23 protein-coding genes and 1 pseudogene are annotated in these 20,963 nt (G+C 72.2%); 12 read left to right on the top strand and 12 right to left on the bottom strand.

What is annotated here, in order from left to right; genetic code table 11:
- The first annotated feature begins 45 nt into the window (after window positions 1-45).
- On the top strand, window positions 46-1,350 hold the full coding sequence (locus tag ACF08N_RS05390) for an MFS transporter (RefSeq protein ID WP_392323260.1): 1,305 nt from the start codon (window positions 46-48) through the stop codon (window positions 1,348-1,350).
- 13 nt (window positions 1,351-1,363) lie between these two features.
- On the opposite strand, the gene ACF08N_RS05385 is transcribed toward ACF08N_RS05390, so the two are convergent.
- On the bottom strand, window positions 1,364-2,368 hold the full coding sequence (locus tag ACF08N_RS05385) for a DUF3048 domain-containing protein (RefSeq protein WP_392323259.1): 1,005 nt from the start codon (window positions 2,366-2,368) through the stop codon (window positions 1,364-1,366).
- A gap of 245 nt (window positions 2,369-2,613) precedes the next feature.
- On the opposite strand from ACF08N_RS05385, the gene ACF08N_RS05380 reads away from it, so the two are divergent.
- Window positions 2,614-3,054: a hypothetical protein gene (locus ACF08N_RS05380; protein WP_392323258.1), complete on the top strand. Its 441-nt coding sequence runs from the start codon at window positions 2,614-2,616 to the stop codon at window positions 3,052-3,054.
- Window positions 3,051-5,240, top strand: coding sequence for an esterase-like activity of phytase family protein (locus tag ACF08N_RS05375; protein WP_392323257.1), 2,190 nt, complete (start codon window positions 3,051-3,053; stop codon window positions 5,238-5,240). Before ACF08N_RS05380 ends, ACF08N_RS05375 begins: the two co-directional genes overlap by 4 nt.
- Window positions 5,241-5,293: 53 nt before the next feature.
- Here the strand turns inward: ACF08N_RS05375 and ACF08N_RS05370 are convergent, their stop codons facing one another.
- The gene (locus ACF08N_RS05370; protein WP_177151492.1) at window positions 5,294-5,452 is read right to left on the bottom strand and encodes a hypothetical protein; all 159 of its coding nucleotides are present in this window, start codon (window positions 5,450-5,452) and stop codon (window positions 5,294-5,296) included.
- Window positions 5,453-5,761: 309 nt separating this feature from the next.
- On the opposite strand from ACF08N_RS05370, the gene ACF08N_RS05365 reads away from it, so the two are divergent.
- Together ACF08N_RS05365 and ACF08N_RS05360 are read left to right on the top strand one after the other, a co-directional pair.
- Window positions 5,762-6,214, top strand: a complete 453-nt coding sequence (locus ACF08N_RS05365; protein ID WP_392323256.1) for a hypothetical protein — start codon at window positions 5,762-5,764, stop codon at window positions 6,212-6,214.
- Between the two features lie 192 nt (window positions 6,215-6,406).
- On the top strand, window positions 6,407-7,219 hold the full coding sequence (locus tag ACF08N_RS05360) for an SAM-dependent methyltransferase (protein WP_392323255.1): 813 nt from the start codon (window positions 6,407-6,409) through the stop codon (window positions 7,217-7,219).
- Between the two features lie 34 nt (window positions 7,220-7,253).
- On the opposite strand, the gene ACF08N_RS05355 is transcribed toward ACF08N_RS05360, so the two are convergent.
- Together ACF08N_RS05355 and ACF08N_RS05350 are read right to left on the bottom strand one after the other, a co-directional pair.
- Window positions 7,254-8,156 (bottom strand): helix-turn-helix domain-containing protein, encoded by a 903-nt coding sequence (locus ACF08N_RS05355; protein ID WP_392323254.1) that lies wholly within the window; start codon window positions 8,154-8,156, stop codon window positions 7,254-7,256.
- 92 nt (window positions 8,157-8,248) lie between these two features.
- Entirely contained in the window at window positions 8,249-8,464 is a 216-nt protein-coding gene (locus ACF08N_RS05350) for a DUF397 domain-containing protein (RefSeq protein WP_392323429.1), read from the bottom strand.
- A gap of 274 nt (window positions 8,465-8,738) precedes the next feature.
- On the opposite strand from ACF08N_RS05350, the gene ACF08N_RS05345 reads away from it, so the two are divergent.
- The gene (locus ACF08N_RS05345) at window positions 8,739-9,203 is read left to right on the top strand and encodes an ATP-binding protein (protein WP_392323253.1); all 465 of its coding nucleotides are present in this window, start codon (window positions 8,739-8,741) and stop codon (window positions 9,201-9,203) included.
- Window positions 9,204-9,237: 34 nt separating this feature from the next.
- Here ACF08N_RS05345 and ACF08N_RS05340 read toward each other — a convergent pair whose 3' ends face one another.
- The 3 genes from ACF08N_RS05340 to ACF08N_RS05330 form a co-directional block, all read right to left on the bottom strand.
- Complete coding sequence (locus ACF08N_RS05340; RefSeq protein ID WP_392323252.1) at window positions 9,238-9,855, bottom strand: CAP domain-containing protein; 618 nt, start codon at window positions 9,853-9,855, stop codon at window positions 9,238-9,240.
- Between the two features lie 72 nt (window positions 9,856-9,927).
- Window positions 9,928-10,374, bottom strand: a complete 447-nt coding sequence (locus ACF08N_RS05335) for a VOC family protein (protein ID WP_392323251.1) — start codon at window positions 10,372-10,374, stop codon at window positions 9,928-9,930.
- 56 nt (window positions 10,375-10,430) lie between these two features.
- Entirely contained in the window at window positions 10,431-10,838 is a 408-nt protein-coding gene (locus tag ACF08N_RS05330; RefSeq protein ID WP_392323428.1) for a helix-turn-helix transcriptional regulator, read from the bottom strand.
- Window positions 10,839-11,074: 236 nt separating this feature from the next.
- Here ACF08N_RS05330 and ACF08N_RS05325 point away from each other — a divergent pair, with 236 nt between their 5' ends.
- Window positions 11,075-11,839, top strand: a complete 765-nt coding sequence (locus ACF08N_RS05325; RefSeq protein WP_392323250.1) for a class E sortase — start codon at window positions 11,075-11,077, stop codon at window positions 11,837-11,839.
- Between the two features lie 28 nt (window positions 11,840-11,867).
- Here ACF08N_RS05325 and ACF08N_RS05320 read toward each other — a convergent pair whose 3' ends face one another.
- Complete coding sequence (locus ACF08N_RS05320) at window positions 11,868-12,596, bottom strand: SDR family NAD(P)-dependent oxidoreductase (protein ID WP_392323249.1); 729 nt, start codon at window positions 12,594-12,596, stop codon at window positions 11,868-11,870.
- A gap of 136 nt (window positions 12,597-12,732) precedes the next feature.
- Window positions 12,733-12,945 carry a hypothetical protein gene (locus ACF08N_RS05315; protein ID WP_392323248.1) on the bottom strand — a complete coding sequence of 71 codons (213 nt, stop codon included), beginning with the start codon at window positions 12,943-12,945 and terminating at the stop codon, window positions 12,733-12,735.
- Window positions 12,946-13,157: 212 nt separating this feature from the next.
- Between ACF08N_RS05315 and ACF08N_RS05310 the strand changes: the two genes are divergently transcribed.
- The gene (locus tag ACF08N_RS05310) at window positions 13,158-14,030 is read left to right on the top strand and encodes an LLM class flavin-dependent oxidoreductase (RefSeq protein WP_392323247.1); all 873 of its coding nucleotides are present in this window, start codon (window positions 13,158-13,160) and stop codon (window positions 14,028-14,030) included.
- A 138-nt stretch (window positions 14,031-14,168) separates the two neighbouring features.
- Here ACF08N_RS05310 and ACF08N_RS05305 read toward each other — a convergent pair whose 3' ends face one another.
- On the bottom strand, window positions 14,169-14,810 hold the full coding sequence (locus ACF08N_RS05305; protein ID WP_392323246.1) for a TetR/AcrR family transcriptional regulator: 642 nt from the start codon (window positions 14,808-14,810) through the stop codon (window positions 14,169-14,171).
- Window positions 14,797-15,183, bottom strand: coding sequence for a VOC family protein (locus tag ACF08N_RS05300; protein ID WP_392323245.1), 387 nt, complete (start codon window positions 15,181-15,183; stop codon window positions 14,797-14,799). Before ACF08N_RS05300 ends, ACF08N_RS05305 begins: the two co-directional genes overlap by 14 nt.
- 179 nt (window positions 15,184-15,362) lie before the next feature.
- Here ACF08N_RS05300 and ACF08N_RS05295 point away from each other — a divergent pair, with 179 nt between their 5' ends.
- Window positions 15,363-16,502 carry a DUF2382 domain-containing protein gene (locus ACF08N_RS05295; RefSeq protein ID WP_392323244.1) on the top strand — a complete coding sequence of 380 codons (1,140 nt, stop codon included), beginning with the start codon at window positions 15,363-15,365 and terminating at the stop codon, window positions 16,500-16,502.
- 37 nt (window positions 16,503-16,539) lie between these two features.
- Here ACF08N_RS05295 and ACF08N_RS05290 read toward each other — a convergent pair whose 3' ends face one another.
- Window positions 16,540-18,006 carry a hypothetical protein gene (locus ACF08N_RS05290; RefSeq protein WP_392323243.1) on the bottom strand — a complete coding sequence of 489 codons (1,467 nt, stop codon included), beginning with the start codon at window positions 18,004-18,006 and terminating at the stop codon, window positions 16,540-16,542.
- 277 nt (window positions 18,007-18,283) lie between these two features.
- On the opposite strand from ACF08N_RS05290, the pseudogene ACF08N_RS05285 reads away from it, so the two are divergent.
- From ACF08N_RS05285 to ACF08N_RS05275, 3 genes and pseudogenes are all read left to right on the top strand, one after another.
- Window positions 18,284-18,691: pseudogene (locus ACF08N_RS05285) on the top strand (ornithine decarboxylase); the annotation flags it as partial.
- Window positions 18,692-18,962: 271 nt separating this feature from the next.
- Window positions 18,963-19,604, top strand: a complete 642-nt coding sequence (locus tag ACF08N_RS05280) for a hypothetical protein (RefSeq protein WP_392323242.1) — start codon at window positions 18,963-18,965, stop codon at window positions 19,602-19,604.
- 88 nt (window positions 19,605-19,692) lie between these two features.
- Window positions 19,693-20,943, top strand: coding sequence for a pyridoxal-phosphate dependent enzyme (locus tag ACF08N_RS05275; protein WP_392323241.1), 1,251 nt, complete (start codon window positions 19,693-19,695; stop codon window positions 20,941-20,943).
- Window positions 20,944-20,963 lie beyond the last annotated feature (20 nt).

Below are 20,963 nucleotides of genomic sequence, written 5' to 3'. Positions count from 1 at the left end.
GTCGCGGAGCGCGCGCGGGATGTGTAGGGCCGGGCCGAGCTGGGGATGGTCGCGATCATGACAGATTCCGCCTCCGTCCGGACCGTGGCCCCGCACACCCGGCGCCCGGTCAGGCAGCTGCTCGCGGCCTCGGTCGGCAACGCGGTGGAGTGGTACGACTGGTACGCGTACACCTTCCTCGCCGCCTACATCGCCGACCAGGTGTTCCCCAGGAGTTCGGACAACTCGCTGGTGCCGCTCCTGTCCACGTTCGCGGTGTTCGCCGTGGGCTTCTTCATGCGCCCGGTCGGCGGCCTGCTCATGGGTGCCGTCGCGGACCGCCACGGCCGGCGCGCCGCGCTCACGGTCACGATCCTGCTGATGGGCGGCAGCAGTCTGCTGGTGGGACTGACACCGACGTATGCGGCCGCGGGAATCGTGGCGCCGGTGGTGCTGGTCGTGGCGCGGCTGCTGCAGGGCCTGTCCGTGGGCGGCGAGTTCGCCGCATCGACGACGTTCCTGGTGGAGTCGGCCGGGCCGGGGCGGCGGGGCCTGTTCTCCTCCTTCCAGTACGTCTCCACCTCCATCGGGCAGCTCGCCGCGTCCGGTGTCGCGGCCCTGCTGGTGAGCCGGCTCGGCGAGGAGCAGATGAACAGCTGGGGCTGGCGGGTGCCGTTCGTGCTGGGCGCGCTGCTCAGCCTCGTCGGCTTCTGGATCCGGCGCAGCGCCCACGAGACCCGCAGCGCCGCGCAGCAGCGCGCCGAGCGGCCGGGCCTGTTCGACGCCCTGCGCCACCACCCGCGCGAATCCCTGCTGATCTGCGGCATCACGGCCGGCGGCACACTCGCGTACTACACCTGGACCTCGTACCTGCCGACGTACGCGGAACTCAACACCGGGATGGACAAGGCCGACGCGCTGCTCGCGGGCACCCTGTCACTGGCGTTCTTCACTCTGCTGCAGCCGGTCGGCGGGCTGCTCTCGGACCGTTTCGGGCGCAAGCCGGCGCTGTTGTTCTTCGGGCTGGGGTTCGCACTGCTGAGCGTGCCGCTGCTGAAGGCCGTGAACGGTTCCTTCGTCTCGCTGCTCCTGGTGCAGTGCGCCGGCATGGTGCTCCTGACCGGGTTCACGTCCGTCTCGGCGGCGGTCAACGCGGAGGTGTTCCCGGCGCGGGTACGGGCCGCGGGCATCGGGTTCCCCTACTCGCTCACGGTCGCCGTCTTCGGCGGCACGGCACCCTATGTGGGCACGCTCTTCAAGGAGATGGACCGTCCGGGCCTGTTCCCCTGGTACGTCGCCATGCTGTGCCTCGTGTCGTCGGCGGTGTACCTGCGGCTGCCGGAGAGCGCCCACAAGGAGCTGGAACGCTGATCCCGGGGCGGGGTCAGCGCTCGGTGAGCACGACCCACACCTGGCCGCGGGCAAAGTTGAACCGCTCCCCCGCGGCGGTGGTGAACACCGTGTCCCCGCCCGCCGTCCGCCGCTCCCAACGGGCGTCGAAAGCACGGCCGTCGCGCAGGACGAGCGCGGTGCCCTTGCCGACCGTCTCCGTGTACGGGGACACACTGCCCCCACGGTCACGGAACGCCGAAGGGCGGACGTCGGTGTACTGGACGACCACCGTGGCCGCGCCGAGCCGCTTGCCGTCCGTCGTCCGGGCCGCCGTCCCGTCCATGGCCACCAGCCACCGCTTCTCGGCTGCCGACCAGGTGAAGGCGTAGCGGGCCGCCGGATAGCGCACGGTCTGCTCAGCGGTCGGCCGCCCGTCCCGGGGAGCGGGGCCGAAGCGCAGGCCGATGTCGGATGCGTCGCTCACGCCGCGGGCCGCGTCCAGCGCCTTCCCGGGTCGCAGATAGAGGTTGTGCGGGGCCGGGCGGTCGCTGCCGCGGATGTAGGCACCGGGCGCCTTGCCGGGTGGGAGGGCGACGACGGGGGCCGCGTCGATCAGCGGTCCGAGCCGGGACTGCGCGCCGGAGTAGGCGAGGGCGGGCCGGCCGAACTGGCGCAGCAGTTCGAGGTCCGACTCGCGGGCGCTGCGCACCGGTCCGACCTGCGGCGGCAGCCGGGACGAGTACACGGCGAGGATGCGGCTGAGCCCCGACTCGACCTGCTCGACGTAGACGAGGTCGGCCGCGTCGAGCCCGGTGTGCGGGCGTGCGGGGCGCACATTGTCGATCTTGACGGCGAGCACCGGGCGGCCCGGGTCGGCCGGCAGGCCGGTGAAGTACGAGGTGCGCGGCTGCGCGGAGGTCGGCGGGCGGGTCGGCGTCGGCTCCGGGCGGTCGTCCCCGTCGGAGCAACCGAAGAGCCCGAGTGCGAGGGAGGCGGCGGTGAGCGCGGCGACGGCACTGCCGCTCCGCCGGTGACGCTGTCTTCGTCGTGTCTTCATCGGCCCAGCTCCCGTGCCTTCAAGTGCACCACGAAAGAGGGGCAGGCGACAGCCGGGGCAGGCGTCGGCGTCGGGGTGACACGGGCCTTCAAAGAATCCCGAATCCGGAACCGTGCCGGCGGAACCGGCGGGGGCGCAACAGCGTTGTCACCATGGCGTGTTGCACGGGGCGGGCGGGCACCTGCACAGCAGCCGTGCCACTCGTGCCACGCGCCCCGTACCTCACTACGGCCGGGAGCATCTCCATGATCCTTTACGTCACCCTCCCCACGGACGAGCGGGGCCGGGACCAGCGATCCCTGCTCGCGTGGTTCCGGCAGCACGACGAGATCCGGACGAACGCCAGGATCACGCTCGTGCCCGCCCCCCAGCAGCCCGGAAGCATGGGCTCCGTCTTCGACGCCATCCAGCTCGCCCTCGACCCGGCCTTCGACCTGGCGAACCTCCTCGTGGCCATCGCCGCCTGGCGACGGGCGTGCAGGCCGCAGGCGGCCACGACCGTGCAGGGCGAGGCCCGGACGATCACAGTGCAGGCCAACGGCGATGTGGTGATCACGACGGAAGGCCGCACGGTGACCGTGCCCGCGGATGCGGCATCGGACCCCGCATCCGTACGGCAGGCGCTGGGCGGGGCCACGACGGCGGACGGCGGCGAGCCGGACGGGACGCGGCGGGCGGCCGGATGACGGCCTGGGGGCTGCCCGACCCGGAGCGCTCGGTCGCCGTGCTCATCGGGGTCGGCACGTACACGCACCTGGACGCCGTCCCCGCGGCCAGGAACGGCTGCAAGAAGCTGTGGCAGCTGCTCACCGAGCGCACGGTGCTGGGGCTGCCCGTGCCGAACTGCGAGCTGCTGATCGATCCGAAGCACACGGACGAGCTCCTCGGCGCGGTCACGGCCGCCGCCGAGGCGGCCGAGGACACCCTGCTGATCTACTACTCCGGTCACGGCGTGGTCGACCCCGAGCACGGGACGCTGCGGCTGAGCGTGGGGCTCACGCAGGCGCAGCAGTCGCACACCAGCGTCGGCTGGGAGGAGATCCGCCGCGCGCTGCGCGTCTCCCGGGCACGGCGCAGGATCGTGATCCTGGACTGCTGCCACAGCGGTCTCATGATCGAGTCGCTGTCGGCGGGTACGGACATCCTGCCGATGACCAGGATCGAAGGAACGTACCGCCTGGCGGCCTGCGCCGACGACGCCGTCGCCCTCGCCCTCCAGGGGCGGCGCTACACCGAGTTCACCGGCGCCCTGGTGGAGCTGCTGGACAACGGTGTCGCGGGCCGGGGGCCGGTGCTGTCGCTGGACGAGATCTTCGAGGAGCTGAGCCGTACCACCACTCCCCGGCCGCGGCGCGGCTCGTGCGGGGACGTGGGCCGAGCGCCCTTCGTGCTCAACCGGGCCGTGGGCGACGACGCCGGCGTAGGTCCCGTCCCGGAAGCGGCGGGGCGGGACGCGAGGAGTGCCGCGCCGGCTCCTGCCGTTCCGGAGACGCCGGTGCCGGGCACTGCCGCGCCGGTGAGCCCCGAGGTCACGAGCCTTGAGCCGCGGGCTGCCCGGACACGGACCGGCGCGGAACCGGAGACCGGGGCCGAGCCGCAGCCGCGCCGGTCCGTGCCGCACGCCGCCGGACCGGTCCCGGCGGCGGATCCGCCCGACCGGAGCCAGGCGCACACCAGCTGGTGGGGCTCGCCCCGCCGGACCGCCCTCGCCGCCGGCGCCGCGGCGCTCGTCGTCACGGCCGGCGTCGTCGGCGCGGTCCTGTGGCCGGAGACCGCTCCCGGGAAGAACGGGCAGGGCGGTCCCGGCCCGTCGTCGCCCCGGCCCTCGCAGCCGACCGAGCATCCGTCGCCCACGGCCCCCGCGGCCACGGCGGGCCCCTGCTCCCCCGGCGCGGCACTGCTGGACTTCTCCGACCAGTTGGACGACGAGAGCTACGGCGGCAACCGCATCGTCGGCCTGTCGGGCATCACCATGACGGGCCAGGACCGGGCCCTGGTGGTCGACGACAAGAACGCACGGCTGTACGAGCTGCAGCTGGGCGCCCCCGACCGGCTGGACGTGCGCCCTGTCGGCACGACCCAGCTGAAGGACGCGGACGGGGCGGGGTACGCGGACGAGGAGTTCGACGGCGAGGGGCTCGTCGCGCAGGGGGACAGCGTGCTGGTGGCGTCCGAGACCGCGCCGTCCATCAGCCGGTTCGACCGCGCCGGCGGCCGCCTCCAGGAGGAGCTGGTGGTCCCGGCGCGGTTCCGCCCCGGGCCGGGAAGCGCTGCCAAGGCGTCGGAGCTGCTGGAATCGCTGGGCATGACGCCGGACGGACGTCATCTGTACTCGGGGCTGCAGACCGCCCTGTCCTCGGACAGCAGCAACCAGGGCAGCGACAGACTGCGCCTGCTGCACTACCGCGCCAGGGCCGACGGCGGCTGGCAGCTGCACAAGCAGCTGGCCTATCCGGTCGAGCACGGCGGCGAGCTGGCCGACCTCGTACCGCTCGCCGAAGGGGAGCTGCTGACGCTGGAGAGGTCGTACCACTCCGTGCACGGCAACACCGTCCAGGTGTTCCGTACGACGCTGGCCGACCGGGACGTCTCGGAAGCGGACGACCTCGGCAGGGAGCCGGCGGACGTCCTGGCCCGGAAGGAGCTGTTGTTCAACCTCGCCGCGTGCCCGCAGGCGGGGGCGAAGGGCAATTTCGAGCCGTCCAACGCGAAGCAGCCGCTGCTGGCCAACGCCGAAGGCATGGCACTGGGCCCGGAATTGACCGAGGGGAGGTACAAGGGCCGCAGGGTGCTCTATCTCGTCTCGGACGACAACGACACCAAGGAGCAGCTGACGCGGCTCTACTCGTTCGCGGTCGACGTGGACCGCTGACGCCGGCGGTCTGCCCGCCGCCGGCCGGTCACCTGCCGGTCGTCGGACAGGGTCTAGCCGCGTGCGGCGAAGCCCTGCAGCTCGAAGTCCAGCGTGCGGCTCACCTCGCGCAGCGTCTCCTCGGCCGTCTGACGGACATCCGCGGGGACGTCGCCCCGCTCTTCGACCAGGCTGTCGTAGATGGGTGCGTCAGCCCTGTCTGCGGAGCTCACGTTGGGTCCCTTCGTTCGGTTGCACTGGGCTGGCGCCCTGGCACGGATCCGTGCGGCGGCACGGGCTTCACGCCGTACTGCCGGAAGCAGGGGCCGAGTGTACGGGGTGGGGCGGCGGCGCCCGGTCGGCGACCCCCGCGTGGGCACTCTGGGTGACCGTTCGGACACGCCTCCTTGCTCCGCCGCTGGTCACGCGACCCGGGGGCGGTACGCGCGCCATGCGCTGTTCGAGTGCATTTGACCACCGAACCGGCCCCGGACGGGGTAACAGGAGGTGACCGTGGCACGGGGGGCATCGTTGGGGCGGGCGTGAAGAAGATCACTTACTCCGTCGCCGCGAGCGCGCTCGCCCTCGGTCTGCTGTCCGCCGCCCCCGCCCACGCCGGTCCCATCGGCCCGGCCGAGGAGTGCGGAGGGGTCGGTCAGGTGACCGACTTCCGTGTCTCCGGTCACACCGGGACGGACACGGGTCCCCTCACGCTCGACGCCGGAAAGACCACACGGTTCGAACTGGACTTCCGCGCCGGCCTCGATCATGGGGCGACCCAGCTCCATGTACGGACCAGAGGAGCGTTCGGCGAGTTCGCGTACACACGCGGCGCGATCGGCGCCGTGAGCGCCGGCGAGACCTACACCGTCGCGCACGAGATGACCCCGAGCCCGTTGCTGGCCGGTCAGGACCTCGACGTGCGCGTCCACGTGACGGGCGACAACAACACGTGGGAGGCGTGCCTGGAGTTCGACGTCCGCATCACCGCCTGACCGCCGACACGCGTCCGACGCCACCCGGCGCGCTTCCGCATGCATCGAGGGGGCGCATGCCGTCCGGACGACGCATGGCCGAAAGACGCCCTGCACAGTGCGTCACTTGACCATTCGTCTGTACCGCCGCGCATGCGCTCCCTAGCATGTTCGTCCCACAGCCTGATTTCCACGGACGCGGGTGAGGACTGGATGCGACGCGAGTCGTGGCGCCCGGACGCCATCGACACCAAGGTGCCCAGCGTGGCACGTATGTACGACTACTTCCTGGGGGGTGACGACAACTACCAGTCGGATCGCGACGCGTGTGAAGAACTGCTGAAACAGGTCCCCAGCACCAAGGTCCTGGCCGTCAACAACCGCAACTTCCTCCGGCGGGTGGTGCGTCTGCTGGCGAGCGAGTACGGCATCCGCCAGTTCGTCGACCACGGTTCCGGTCTGCCCACGCAGGACAACGTCCACCAGGTGGCCCAGGCCGTCGACCCCGAGTCCCGCGTCGTCTATGTCGACAACGACCCCATCGTTCTCGCACACGGCCGGGCACTGCTCGACGAGAACGACCGCACAGCGGTCATCCAGGCCGACATGCGCGACACCGACGGCATCTTCGGCCACGAGGAGACGACCCGGCTGATCGACTTCAGCCGGCCGGTCGCCGCGCTGTTCGTCTCGGTGCTGCACTGCATCCCGGACAAGGACGACCCCGCCGCGCTGGTACGGCGCGTGGCCGAACGGCTCGCCCCCGGCAGCTTCATGGTGGTGTGTCAGCTGGTGAGCGACCGCCCCGAGATCCGTACCTTCGTCACCGACTTCATGGCCGAGGCGACCGGTGGCAACTGGGGCCGGGTCCGCGAGGAGCACGAGGTCCGGCAGTATTTCGACGGTATGGAGATCCTGGAACCCGGCCTGGTGGAGGTCTCCACCTGGCGGCCCGACACCGATCTGGCGCCCGTCCAGCAGACGGACGAGTGGATCGAGTGGGGCGGCGTGGGCCGGCTGGCCTGAGTCGGCTCCCCGTCGAGGGTCCCGGCCCCGAGGATCACAACGCTGCCAGACGCTCCCGGAGCGTCTGCAGCGTTTCCTTGGGTGTGAGCGCGCACGCACTGAGGCGGTCGAGCATGTCGCGGTACTGCTCGACAGTCCCCGGCTTCTGGGTGAAGGTGCTGTCGGTGAGGTGCTCGATGTACACCGCGTCCTTCAGATCGCCGAGCGCGAAGCGCAGATAACTCACGCCCGTACCCACGCCCACGGCGGCCGTCACGTCCAGGGGCGCGATCTGCAGGGTGACGTGGGAGCGCTGCATCATCGTGATGAGATGCCGCAGCTGATCCTGCATCACCTGGCGGCCGCCGACGGAGCGCATCAGAACGGACTCGTCGACGATCGCCCACAGGCGCGGGGCATCCGGCTGGTCGAGCTGCCGCTGGCGCTCCTGCCGCAGATCGACGCGGCGCTGGATGTCATGGGCGAGCGGATTCCCGGGCCCCGACTGGATGACGGCGCGGGTGTACGCCGGTGTCTGGAGCAGACCGGGGATGTAGAACGGCTCGTAGGTACGGATCGTGGCCGCGGCGCCCTCCAGGGCGACGAGCGGCGTGAAGAAGTCGGACAGGACGTCGCTGAAGGACCGCCACCAGTCCGAACGGCGGGACTGCTGCACGAGGCGCATGAACTCGGCGATCTGGTCCTCGTCCTGCACCCCGTAGAGGCTCAGCAGGGCAAGCGCGTCGGACGGCTTGCAGCCGTGGCGGCCCAGTTCTATGCGGCTGGTCTTCGACCGGGAGAAGCCGAGCTTGCCGTCGACATCGGCGGGGTCGAGACCCGCGCTCGTCCGCAGTTCGCGCAACTTGCCGCCCAGGATGAGCTTCAGGGCGGTCGGGTTGCCCTCGACCGCTCCCAGCGGCCGAACGAACAACGACGGGCTCGGATCGGCGGCAGTCATCACACACTCCTGCGGAGACTATGAGAAGGCGCCAGTATCCCAGCACATGCCTGCGCACACCAATGGACCGGACATCTTGAGTGGGGTGGTTTTCAGCCAACCATCGCGTCGAAGTCCCCGTCCCGGGCGCCGGCCACGAAGGCGGCGATCTCCTCACGGGTGTAGACGAGCGCCGGCCCGTGCGGATCACGGGAGTTGCGGACGGCGATCCGGCCGCCCGGCAGGACGGCCATCTCCACGCAGTTCCCTGTGGCATTGCTGTGACTGCTCTTGATCCAGGTCACCGCGGTCAGTGCTCCGGCCTGCATTCCGTTGACGAACTCCACTCGCACCAGCCCCTCGTCGCTCGCGATCCGGTCCCCCTGACCCCATGAGTGCAATCCCAGATGCAATTGCATCAGCGGGCCGTGCTCGACAATACTCGTCCTGCGTCATCTGTCGAACAGCGAATCCTGCAGGGAGACATGACCAGTGGCGATTCACCTGCCGGGCTTCCCGGACACCGGCATCACGCGGGCAGGGACGATTCGGCATGCCGGTTCCGGCGTGAAGTCGCCTCCTGGAGCAGCCCCTTCGTTCTGCGTGGGTGAGGCCGACTGCGGGCCCGCCGGTCAATCACCCTGCCTCACACCGGGCGGCTTCGCGGCCTGCGGGCTCGACGGCCACCTGCAGAACGCCGGCCAGGCGCGCCGCTTCGTCTCGGCGACCCTCGACGACTGGGCGCTGACCTCGCTCACGGGTGACATGCAGCTCCTCGTCACCGAACTCGTGAGCAACGCCGTACGCCATGGGCTCTCCCCCGTCGCGCCGAGCGGTACGGAATACCCCGTGTGGCTCGGGCTGTTCCGGCATCCACGTCACGTCGTCTGCGCCGTCATGGACCCGAGCCCCGAGCCGCCGCGCCCACGGGCGGCCGACGCCGGGTCGCCGGGCGGGAGGGGACTCGCTCTGATCGGCGCGCTGAGCGACGCGTGGTCCTGGTGCCCGACTCCCCCGCGGGGAAAGACGGTCTGGGCGACAGTGACGCTGTCCGGGCCCGCCGTCTGACTCGCACCGAGGCCCCCGACCGTGTCCTCGCCGGTCACCTTCCGGTGGCGAAGTCCTGGACCCACCAAGGGCCGTTGGGCTTGAGGCTGACGCCGACTCCGGTGTCCTTGAGGCGGCAGTCCACGATGTTCTCGCGGTGCGCGGCGCTGCCCATCCATCCGGAGACGGTGGCGGCAGGGTCGCGGGGGCCGCGGTGGATGTTCTCGGCCCAGCGGCTCCACGCGTAGCCCTCGGCCTTCAGGCGGTCGCCCCCCTCGCGGCCTTCAGGGCTCTTGTGCGCGTAGAAGCCGCGGGCCGCCATGTCGTCGGCGTGGGCCTGGGCCGCGGCCTGCACGCGGTCGTCGACGCGCAGCGGAGCGCAGCCGGCGCGCTCCCTGTGCGCGTTCACCAGCGAGACGATCCGCCGCGCATGGTCGGCGGTCGTCCCGAGCGCGCCCGCGGCAGGCGCGGACTCCTCCACCGGAGGGTCTCCCGCGGCGCGCGGCGCCTCCAGCTCGCCGGAGGCGCCCCCGAGCAGCCCGGTCGCGGCGACGGCGAACGCCACAGCGGCGGTCGCCGCGCTCCGTACCGCGGCGGTCCCGCGCGGGGGCTCGTCATCGCCTGCGGACAGGGCACGACCACCTCCGGACAGGGCGCGGTCGTCGTGGTACATGGGCAGCCTCGCATTCGGGGAGAGGGGAACACCGGTGCAGGGTCCGCCCCCTCCCCTGCACGAAGACTGCCGTCAGCAGGCCCAGTCCTTGTCCGGGTCGAGGCCGCCCTCGCGGGCCTGGGTGAAGGAGAACCAGTTGCCGGAGTCGTCCCGGAAGATCGCCTCGGTGCCGTACGGGCGCTCCTGCGGCTCCTGAAGGAACTGCACGCCGCGCGCCTTGAGCTTCTCGTAGTCGCCGTGGATGTCGTCGGTCGCGAGCACTCCGGCGCCGAGGATGCCCTTGGAGACCAGCTTCTTCATCGCCTCGGCTGACTCGGGGTCCATGGCGGGCGGGCCGGGGACCATCAGCGTGAGCTCCACGTCGGGCTGGTTCACAGCCCCCACGGTGAGCCAGCGCATGCCACCCTCCCCCATGGTCATGTCCGTCCGTACCTCAAGGCCCAGCTTCTCGGTGTAGAACTCCTTGGCCCGGTCCTGGTCCAGCACCCAGACGGTGGAGATGGCGAGACCCTTGATCATGACGTGCTCCTGGGGAGTGGGTGTCCGTTGCCCTGCCACCGTAGGCAGTGGCCCTCTCAGCCCGCTTCTTCAGAATTGCGGTCTCCCGCGTCCCTTCGCCCGGACGGCTCCTTCGCCGGGGAGAAGCCGCCGGCCCACAGCATCGCGTAGCACCCCGGTATGAGCGCGGCCCCGCGGCCGACGTGCCGCGCGCGGTACTCACTCGGGGACAGGCCGGTCTGCCGCTTGAACCGGGCCGAGAACGTGCCGAGGCTGGTGAATCCCACCAGGGTGCAGATCTCAGTGACGGACAGGTTGGCCGTGCGGAGCATCTCCTCCGCCCGCTCTATCCGGCGGCCCGACAGGTACTGGCCGGGCGTCTGCCCGTAGACCGCCTTGAAGGCGCGCACGAAGTGATAGCGCGAGTACCCCGCGTGGGCGGCGACCGCGTCGAGGTCGAGCGGCTCCGCCCAGTCGCGATCCATCGCGTCCTTGGCGAGCCTCAGCTGCTTCAGGTGGGCCAGGTTCGTCACGTCCTCATGCTGGCACGCGGCACTGACATACCGCCTGACCTGCACGGACAGGGCAGAGCAGGGCGCCGGGCCGGACGCGGGAACATCCGGTCGAATGCCGTCGTTGTGTCTGAAAATGGGCCATTGGTGTGATCGGCGCGTCCGCGCCGGAGCGCCGCTGGCGCGCACGGCCGACGATCCGGAATCCCATGACTGTTCTCCGAGCTGTTCCCCTCGCCCTCGCGGGCGGGCTCGTGACCGTCCTTGCCGGGTGCGCCCCGGCGGCTGACGGCAGGGCCTCCGAGGAGCGCCCGACGGCGGGCGCCGCGACCGCCACGGTCGCACGCTCCGCCGCTCCCGCCCCTGCCCCTGCGGCTCCCGCGACGACATCGATGGAGCCCGTGGCCGGGACGATATCCGCGACTCCGGCGCCCGAGCCGTCCCGGCCCCGGACGGAGACAGCACTGCTGTCCATACCCTCCATCGGGCTCAAGGAGCTGAAGGTCGTCCCGTACGAGGGCACCACCGACGACTGGCCCGGCACCCGGATCCAGAACCGCGGCGTCGGCGCCAGCCCGTACGGCGAGAACGGCGGCGTAGGCCCCGGCGAGGTCGGAAACTACCTGGTCACCGCGCACCGCCTGTCCGCGGGAGGCCCGCTGCGCGATCTGCCCTCGCTCGACGAGGGCGAATCGGTGTTCGTCCGGGCCGGCGGCCGGGTGTACGAGTACGAGATCACGGAGACCAGGACGACGTCGTTCCGCTCCGAGCGCTCCCTCGCCGAACAGCGGGCGGCCGTCCCCGGCCGTCCCGGCGAGCGGCCGGTCAAGGCGATGATCACGATCTCGACCTGCGCGACCCCGGAGGACAACGCCGCGGGGAACTTCTGGCGTGACGACCGGGGCAACCCCGAGCACCGCATCGACAAGGTGGGCGTGCTGCGCGAGACCGCGCCCGAGCGATCCCCTCGCTGACGACGGCGCGCGCTGGACGCGGACGCGCCTACATGCCGCCCGCGACGCGCAGCACCGCGCCCGTGGTGAAGGACGCGTCGCCGGACAGCAGCCACGCGACCGATCCGGCGATCTCCTCGGGCCGTCCCGCCCGGCCGAGCGGAATGGTGCCGGCGAGCTTGGAGGGGCGCTGCGGATCCTCGTGGAACTCGGTCCATACGACGCCGGGGGCAACGCAGTTGACGCGTACGCCGTCGGCGGCGACCTCCTTGGCCAGGCCCACCGTCATGGCGTCGACCGCGGCCTTGGTCGCCGCGTAGTGCACGTACTGGCCGGGGCTGCCGAGGGTGGCGGCCGCCGAGGAGATGTTGACGACGGCGCCGCCGCCGGAACGGGTCATGTCCCGCACGGCGCGGCGCGCGCAGAGCAGGTAGCCGAGGACGTTGACGTCCAGGGCGCGGCGCATGCCCGCGGCATCGGCGTCGGCGAGGCGGCCGTTGGGGCCGCTGATCCCGGCGTTGTTGACGAGACCTGTGACGGTGCCCAGTTCGGCGGCGCGGTCGAACAGCAGGTCGACGGACGCCTCGTCAGCGGTGTCGACAGGGACGGCGAGCGCGCGCCGGCCGGCTGCGGTGACCGTTTCGACGACCTTCAGCGCGGCTTCCTCGTCGGAGCGGTAGCCCACCACCACGTCGTGGCCTTCGGCGGCGAGGCGTGCGGAGATCGCGGCGCCGATGCCGCGGCTGCCGCCGGTGACGACGGTGAGGTGCTGGGTCAAAGTGGTCTCCGGGGTGCGTTCGGGCTGCTCCCCGACTGTAGTTGGGAGTCCGCGGCCCTCGGCACAAGGGGCGGCCTCAGAAAGGGGCGCACCCGGGGGTGCGCCCCTTCAACTGACGTTCCAGCCCGGATCAGCTCTAGAAGCGGTCCTCGTCCTCGTCCAGCATCTCCTGGCGCGGTTCACGGCTCTGACGGCCGCGCTCCTGCTCCTGCCGGGCTCGCTCCTCGGACTGCTGCGGGCCGCCGCGCTCCCGGGACTGCCGGCCGCGCGCCTTGGCGTCGGCCGCGCGCTTCTGCGCCTCGTCCTTGAGCTGTTCGGCCTTGTCCTGGAACTGGTCCTTGATACCCATCAGTCTCTCCTTCGAGGTGGGGGTCTGGGCGCGTTCAGCCTTGCACGGCCGGACATTGCTCGCATGTCAGCGGAAAAACCAGCAGGTCGGGCATGCTGTCCCTGCCCTGGCAGACAGATTCGCCCCCGTCGACCCCGCACCGCCCTCGTCCCCGGCCACCGCCTGGGAGAGCGGTCTTGTGGGCGCCCGCACGGGTCGGTAGGAATGGGCCCATGACTACTCTCGGCGCCGTGTTCCGGCCGCAGTTGCCGCCTGAACGACTTCGTGGCATGGCCCGTGCGGCCGACGCGGCCGGACTGGAGGAGCTGTGGCTCTGGGAGGACTGCTTCCTCGAGAGCGGCATGGCCACCGCCGCGGCCGCACTCGCCTGGACGGAGCGACTGCGGGTGGGCATCGGCCTGTTGCCGGTCCCGTTGCGCAATGCGGCACTGACGTCGATGGAAGCCGCCACGCTCCTGCGACTGTTCCCCGGGCGCATCGCCCTGGCGCTGGGACACGGTGTGCAGGACTGGATGGGGCAGGTGGGCGCGCGCGTCGAGTCGCCGGTCACCCTGCTGCGCGAGCATCTGCTGGCCACCCGGGCCCTGTTGGGCGGTGAGCGCCTGACGGTGCAGGGCCGCTACGTGAAGCTCGAAGGCGTCGCCCTGGACTGGCCGCCCCCGGCCGCGCCGCCTGTGCTCGCCGGGGCTCTCGGGCCCAAGTCGCTGCGCCTGTCGGGCGAGGCGGCCGACGGGACGCTCCTGGACGCGAGCGTGTCCGCCGACGGTGTGCGCAGGGCCCGGCAGCTCATCGACGAGGGACGCGCGGCGGCCGGACGCACCGACTCCCATACGGTGGTCGTCTACCTCCACGCCGCGACCGGACCCGGGGCCGCGGACCGGCTGAGGGGCGAACTGGCCGGTTCCCCGGGCGAGTCGGTGCCGGAGCTGGGCGTCGCCGGGGACGCGGGTGCGGTGGCCAAGGCGGTTCAGCGTCTCGCGGAGGCCGGAGCCGACACGGTCGTGCTGCAGCCCACCGCCGACGAGCCGGACCCGGAGGGCTTCGTACGGTTCGTCGCTGAGGAGGTTCGTCCGCTCGTGCCGTGACAGGGGCAGCGGTACGGGGCGGTTCACTGAACTCAATTGATGGTGCCGGCGTCGGCGTTACAGCGGCGGTTCGCTGAGGCTCAGTGGCGGTGGCGGTGGCGGTGGCGGGCGCCGGCGGTACGGGCGGTCGGCCGAGGATCAGTGGCGGTGCCGGGCGCCGGCGGACCGCCGGCTGATCCGCACCAGCCGGTCGAAATCGACGGCGACCCCGCGCAGCAGCAGGTCCACCAGCGGGCGTGCGGATGTCTCGCCGATCGGCCCGTCGCCGAACAGCGCCCGCTGGTAGACCGTCGACGCGAGCAGATCGACGAGCAGTTCGGGATCCACGTCGGCGTGCAGATCGCCCCGGTCGACCGCGCGCCGTACCGCGACCGCCGCGGCCCGCCTGCTCGGCTGCACCACGGTGTCGATCAGGCGCCGGTGCAGCGCGGGTTCGCGTGCGCAGTCGGCCACCAGCGGGGCGAGGACGCCGGCCGGGAGCCGGTCGTGCAGTGCCTCGGCGAGCAGCCGCACACTCTCCGTCAGATCGCAGCGGGTGCAGCCGGTGTCCGGGACGGGGGGCGTGACGAGGACCGACGCCAGGGCATCGATGACCAGCTCCTGGCGGACCGGCCAACGGCGCCGGATCGAGGGCTTGGTCGTGCCCGCCCGGGCAGCGACCGCCTCAAGGGCGAATCGCGCGTACCCCTGTTCGCGCAGGACCGCGAGGGTCGCCGACAGTACGGCGGTGTCGATCGCCGGGTCCCGGGGCCGCCCGCGGCGGGGCTCAGTCCGCGGCATCCTGCGGGTACCAACGCAGTTCGACCGTGTTGCCGTCCGGGTCCTGCACGTATATCGACTGCGCGCTGCCCCGGGCTCCGTAGCGGTCGACCGGCCCTTCGAGGACGGTGAACCGCCCGGAGTCGATGACCTCCTGCCAGTCGAGCGGGTCGACGACCAGGCACAGGTGGTCCACGTTGGACTCGCCGCGGGGGCGGCTTACCAGGTCGATGATGGCGGTCGGGCTGATCCGCGCCGAGGGGAACGGCACCTTGCCCGCCCGCCACTCCTCCACCCTGACCGGCTCCAGCCCAAGAGGGCCGCAGTAGAACTCGAGCGAGCGCTCGACGTCCGCCACGTTGAGTACGAGGTGATCGAAATCCTTGACGCGCATCATGCCTCCCCTATTTTCATTCCGTTCCGGAACGGATCGTAACAGTCGCGACACGGAGAGGAAAGAGGCCAACGAGGCCCCTTCCGGTCTGATCGATATTGCCAACTTTATAGTTGTTTAGCCCTATTTCTTCCGGCTACTCGGGGCGCGGAGGGACGCCGCGAAGAGGGAGGAAGACAGTGATCACCCGAGACCAGATCCCGAATGTGCTGGACCGTCCGGTCTACGACGCCGAAGGCAACAAGGTCGGCAACGCGAAGCATGTCTTCGTCGACGACGCCACGGGGCAGCCGGACTGGGTCAGCGTGCAGACCGGCCTGTTCGGCACCAGCGAGTCCTTCGTACCCATCAGAGACGCCGCGATGGTCGAGGACCACCTCGAGGTGCCCTACCCGAAGAACAAGATCAAGGAAGCTCCCCACGTCGACGTCGACGCCGGCGGCCACCTCTCCCGTCAGGAGGAGGAGCGCCTGTACCGGCACTACAGCATCGACTGGGACGCCGCATGGCAGGACGCGAACCGCCCCGACAAGGGCTGGGCCCAGTCCGGCACGGCCGGCGCGGCGGGGACCTCCTCCGGAACGGACCGCTCGGGTGCCGCGGGTGCGGCCGGAGCCGGCGCCGCCGGAGGCATCGCGGGAGCCGCGGGCGTCGCGGGCACCGGCAGGCACGCACGCGACCGCAGCACCACCGGCGAATCCGCCGCCAAGGACATGAGGGGAACGGCGGAGGGCCAGGGCATGGCCGGCCGCACCTCCCCGGCACACGGCGCGGCCGGCACCAAGCCGATGCGCGGCACCCCTGACGCGGGCGACACCACCGCATCGCGCGGCAAGGCGGGCGAATCGATGCGGCGCGGCACCGCCGGCGACCTCAAGGCCGAGGACACCGACATCGCCATGACGCGCTCCGAGGAACACCTGCACGTCGGCACGGAGCGGCGCGAGGTCGGGCACGCCCGGCTGCGCAAGTACGTCGTCACCGAAGAGGAACAGCAGACCGTCCCGCTGCGCCACACCGAGGTGCGCGTTGAGCGCGAGCCGATCACCGAGGCCAACCGGGCGGCCGCGATGTCCGGCCCGGAGATCTCCGAGGCGGAGCACGACGTCCCGCTGTACGAGGAGCGGCCGGTGGTCGAGACCCGCACTGAACCCGTGGAGCGGATCCGCCTGAGGGTCGAGGAGCGCACGGAGGAGGAAACGGTCACGGGCCAGGTCCGCAAGGAGCGGATCGAGACCGACATGCCCGATGCGCGGGGCACGATGCCCGGTGAGCGGGGCAGGATGCCCGGTGAGCGGGGCAGGAGCCGTCCGACCTGACGGTGCGCGGGAGCAACTCCGGATGCGCGGGAGCAACTCAGGATGTGACGGAAGGCCCCGACTGCAGTTGCTCCAGCCTGCGCTGGAGCAGCTGCAGTGCGCCGCGTTGACGGCCCGGTACGCGCCTGCGCAACCGGACGAGTTCCGGCGCGAGCCGGCGTGCCCGCGCGGCGTCGCGGATCTGCTCCCACTGATGGTGCGCGCGGTCGACGGCCCCTTCGACATCGGGGTCGTCGGCGGTCTGCTGCCGCCGCAGCCGGGCGTCGGCCACCGCCATCCACAGCTCGCAGCTGCGGGCGGGGTCGCGGGCGAGGCGCGCGAGGTCGGCCCGTACCTCCAGCCAGTGCAGCGCCTGCACCGAGGCGGGCCCGTACGCGCGCAGGGCCTCGCCCTCACATGCGGCGGCGGCCGCGGCGGCCTCGGTGTGCCGCCCGGCGCGGGCCGCGGCGAGGATGGCCGGATGCGGATCCTCCCGGCCGGAGAGCGCCCCGCCGCTCGCAACGGCCGGGACGGCTGCGGCGACTTGAGGATCCGCGGACGGTACTTCGGACGGGGGCCTCTCCGCGGGCGCGTGGGCGGATGCGGGTCGCGCGGGCGCGGGTTGCGTGGTCGCGGGCACGGGGCCCTGCGCGGACTGGGGCGTCTGTGCGGGCGCGGGCGGCACCGCCCCACCGAACTCTCTCCCGAGCGCAGGCGCCTGGGCGCCGGCCACGGTCGCGTCTGCGGACGTGGGCGCATGGACCGCGGGCGCCGTCGCCCCCGCGGGCGCGGGCGTGCCGGGGGGCTGGGGCTCGGGCGGTGTGGGGAGCGGGGCACGTGCGGCTGGGGGCTGGGGCGTTGCGGGTGACGTCGGTATCGGGGGGAAGAGCAGGGCGCCGGCCGGATGTTCCGACTGGGCGGCGGCCTGCTCGTGCAGCTGCGCGAAGGACGGCCGCGCGCCGCTGCGCCAGATGGTGGCCATCGCCCTCAGGTACGCCGGCGGCGCCACCGTACGGCGGCCGGGTGCGGGCGCGATCCTGCCGTACAGCAGCGTCCCGGGGCCGAGTCCGGCGTGGCCCTCGGACACCTGCTGCCATGCCTCGCCGTCGGCGACCAGGTCCACGACCACCGTCGTCGTCCCCGGCCGGCGGGCCCTGAGCTCACCTGCCAGCCAGTGCCACGGCAGCGCCGTGTACCGCACGGTCGCCGGGGTCGTCCGGGCGAGGGCGAAGTGCAGCTGTCTCTGCTTGCGGTCGACGTGCAACTGCCCCGCGAGGTAGAGGAACAGCGGCCCGGGCGCGGCGGCCGCCCCGCGGATGCGGGTCAGCACGGTCTGCGGGTCGAGCGGGTCGGCGAGCTCGATCACGGTGGCTGCCGTGCCCGTGGTACCGGTCAGCACAGGAGCAGGCACGGCGGCGAGCGCCGGCAGCACGGACGCCGCGTCCACGAGACGGCCTTTGCCGGCCGGGGCCGCTGCCAGCAGCAACGCGGTACCCGGCGCCGAGTTCTCTCCAGTGATCACCACCTCAGCACCGTAGCCGCTGTCGGAACGTTCTGGCCAAGCGGCGCACATCGCCCACCCGGCCGGTCGGCCAACCCCGGCCGGGTCCCCGGCTTCCGCCGGTCCGGGCCGTGTGGTCGGACAGGCGCGGGCCGCCGCCCAACCGCACGGGCTCGGCGTGGAGTTGGCGTGCCGTCCGCTCCACGGCCGTCGGGCACCCCCGCGCCCACGCGGGACGACGCCGGTTTGAGCGCGCTCCGGGTGGCAACCCGTACCCCCGCGGTCGTATCGGCCGTACGCGCCCGGTGAGAAGCTCCTCGTGTCCCGCAATGCCCACAAGTCCGTGATCGCGGCGGTCGTCGTCAGCGGCGTCGAGCCGGTGTGGGTGCACCCCGCGTTCGATGCCGAGCGGCACCTCGCGCACCCGCCGGAGCCGGACGACGTGCGCCGGGCGCTGGCGGAGCACCCTGAGGCGAAGGGCATGCTGCTGATCACTCCGACCGACTGGGGTTCGTGTGCGGACATCGAGGGCCTGGCCAGGGTCTGCCATGCCCAGGACGTGCCGCTCATCGTCGACGAGGCGTGGGGCGCGCATCTTCCGTTCCACGACGGCCTGCCGGCCTGGGGCATGGACGCGGGCGCCGATCTCGTCGTCACGAGCGTGCACAAGATGGGCAGCGCGGTCGAGCAGAGTTCGGTCTTCCACCTCTAGGGCGACCGTGTGTCGGCCGACGCGCTCAAGCAGCGCTAGGGGGTGTCTCGCCGATCGGGCCGGATCAGTGAGCGGCGTCATGCGGGCCCGGATCCAAGGCGGAGGAGGGAGACAATGGCGGAGCCATGGCGACCGACGACAACGCGGGAGACGGGGTCGCAGGGCGTCGCGAGCCCGGCATGATCGGCGAGACACCCCCTAGGACCTCCTCGGCACGACGAGCGCCTCGTCGCTGGTCTACGCGTCGCTGGACGGCTGGCGGCGGCAGATGGTGGAACAGGGCTACGAGCTCGTCGACGGCGCCCTGCGCCGCGCCCGCCGGCTGCGGAAGGCGCTGGAGGCGGTACCGGGTCTGCGGCTGATGGGGCCCGAGATCGTGGAGATGGGTCTCGCGGCCGACCTCGATCTGCTCAAGATCGTGGTGGACGTGCGGGAGCTGGGCATCAGCGGCATGCGGGCCACCGAGTGGCTGCGTACGAACTGCCATGTGGACATGGGGGCGTCGGACACCTGCCGGGTCAGTGGCGTGATCACGCATGCCGACGACGACCGTACGGAGGAGCTGTTCCTCGACTCGCTGACCCGGCTGGTCGACGCGGCCGGAGCCGGTGCCGTCGACGGCGGTCGTCCGGTGGATCTGCCCGAACCGGGTGCGCTGGAGCTGGAACAGGTCATGCTGCCGCGCACGGCGTTCTTCGGTCCTGCCGAACAGGTTCCCGCCTCGCAGGCGGTGGGGCGGATCGCGGCCGAGATGATCAGCCCCTATCCGCCCGGCGTGCCTGCCGTGGCTCCCGGCGAACTCGTCACGGCCGAGGTGCTGGACTATCTGCGCAGCGGTGCGGCTTCCGGACTCCTGATCCCGGACGCGGCCGACCCGTCGATGGAGAGCGTACGGGTCGTGGCGGCCTGACCCGCCGTGCGGGCGAGAGGGCCTGGTGCCGAGCGGGGTTGCGCGGAAGGGCCCGGCACGCAGCGGGGGCGCTGGCATGATCGCCTCTATGGAGACACCGAACCGCGTGCCCGACCGGTCCACCTCCCCGACTCCGGCGCGGAGTTCAGCGCCGGAGCCCTCACTCGCGGTCGCCCAGCGGTCATTGGGCGATCCCACGGCCCGCTTTCCGCTGTGGCCTCCGCTCACCGGCGGGTGCCCCGCCACGTCCACCGTGGGCCTGCCCTACCCGCTGGAGATCGACTACGACTACGACCGGGTGCCCACGGACCTGTTCACGCGCCCCGCGGCGCACGGTCTGGAGCGCTGGGCCCCGCTGCTGCCGCCGCTGGGCTCGCCCGGCCTCGGCGAGGGCGGCACCCCGCTCGTCGCACTGCCCGACGGCGTCCTCGTCAAGGACGAGTCGCGCAACCCGACGTGGAGCCACAAGGACCGTCTCAACCGCGTCGCCGTCGGCGCGGCGGCGGCGAGCGGGGCCCGCGGCATCGTCGTCTCCTCCTCCGGCAACCACGGGGCCGCCGCGGCGGCGTACGCGGCCCGCGCCGGTCTGCCGTGCGCGGTCTTCACCTCACCGTCGGTCCCGCCCGCGGTCGCGTCCTTCCTTCGGGCGTACGGCGCCGTGGTCCTGACCGTGCCGTACGAGTCCGTGAAGCCGCTGATGCGGCGCATCGCCGACGAGTTCGGCTACCAGCCGGTGAGCAGCCTGACCAGCAGCGCGCACACCGGGCACCCGTTCGGGCCGGAGGGCTACAAGACCATCGCGTACGAGATCTTTCTCGACCTCGGCGAGGTGCCGGAGGCCGTGTACGTGCCTACGGGCTACGGCGAGTTGCTGTTCGGGGTCTGGAAGGGCTTCCACGAGCTGACGCTGCTCGGCCTCGCGCCGCGCGTCCCGCGCATGGTCGCCTGCGAGCCCGCCGCGGCGGGTGCGCTCGCCGCGGCGATCCGCACGGGACGCCCGGCCGCTCAGGTGCCGGTCGGCCCGACGGACGCGTACGCCATCGACTGTGCGGTCGGCAGCGTCCGCGGGGTCGTCGCGGTACGCGAGAGCGGCGGGGCGGCGCTCACCGTTACGGACGAGCACATGGCCGCGGCGGCGCGCGAACTGGCCGCCCAGGGCCTGTGGGTGGAGCTCTCGTCGGCGGCCGCCCTCGCGGGCCTGCGCACCGGCGCCCTGTCCCACGACGGCCCCGTGGTGTGCGTCGCGACGTCCAGCGGCTTCAAGGACATCGCGACGGGCAGGGAATCGCCGGCACCGATGGAGCCGGACTGGCCGGCGATCAAGGCCCTGCTCGCCTGACGCGGTGCCCCCGGTCGGCG

Origin of the sequence: Streptomyces sp. NPDC015127 (assembly GCF_043080095.1) — a bacterium.
GTDB lineage: Bacteria > Actinomycetota > Actinomycetes > Streptomycetales > Streptomycetaceae > Streptomyces.
The sequence above is the reverse complement of the archived record's forward strand: the minus strand, read 5'-3'. Positions and strand labels throughout refer to the sequence as shown.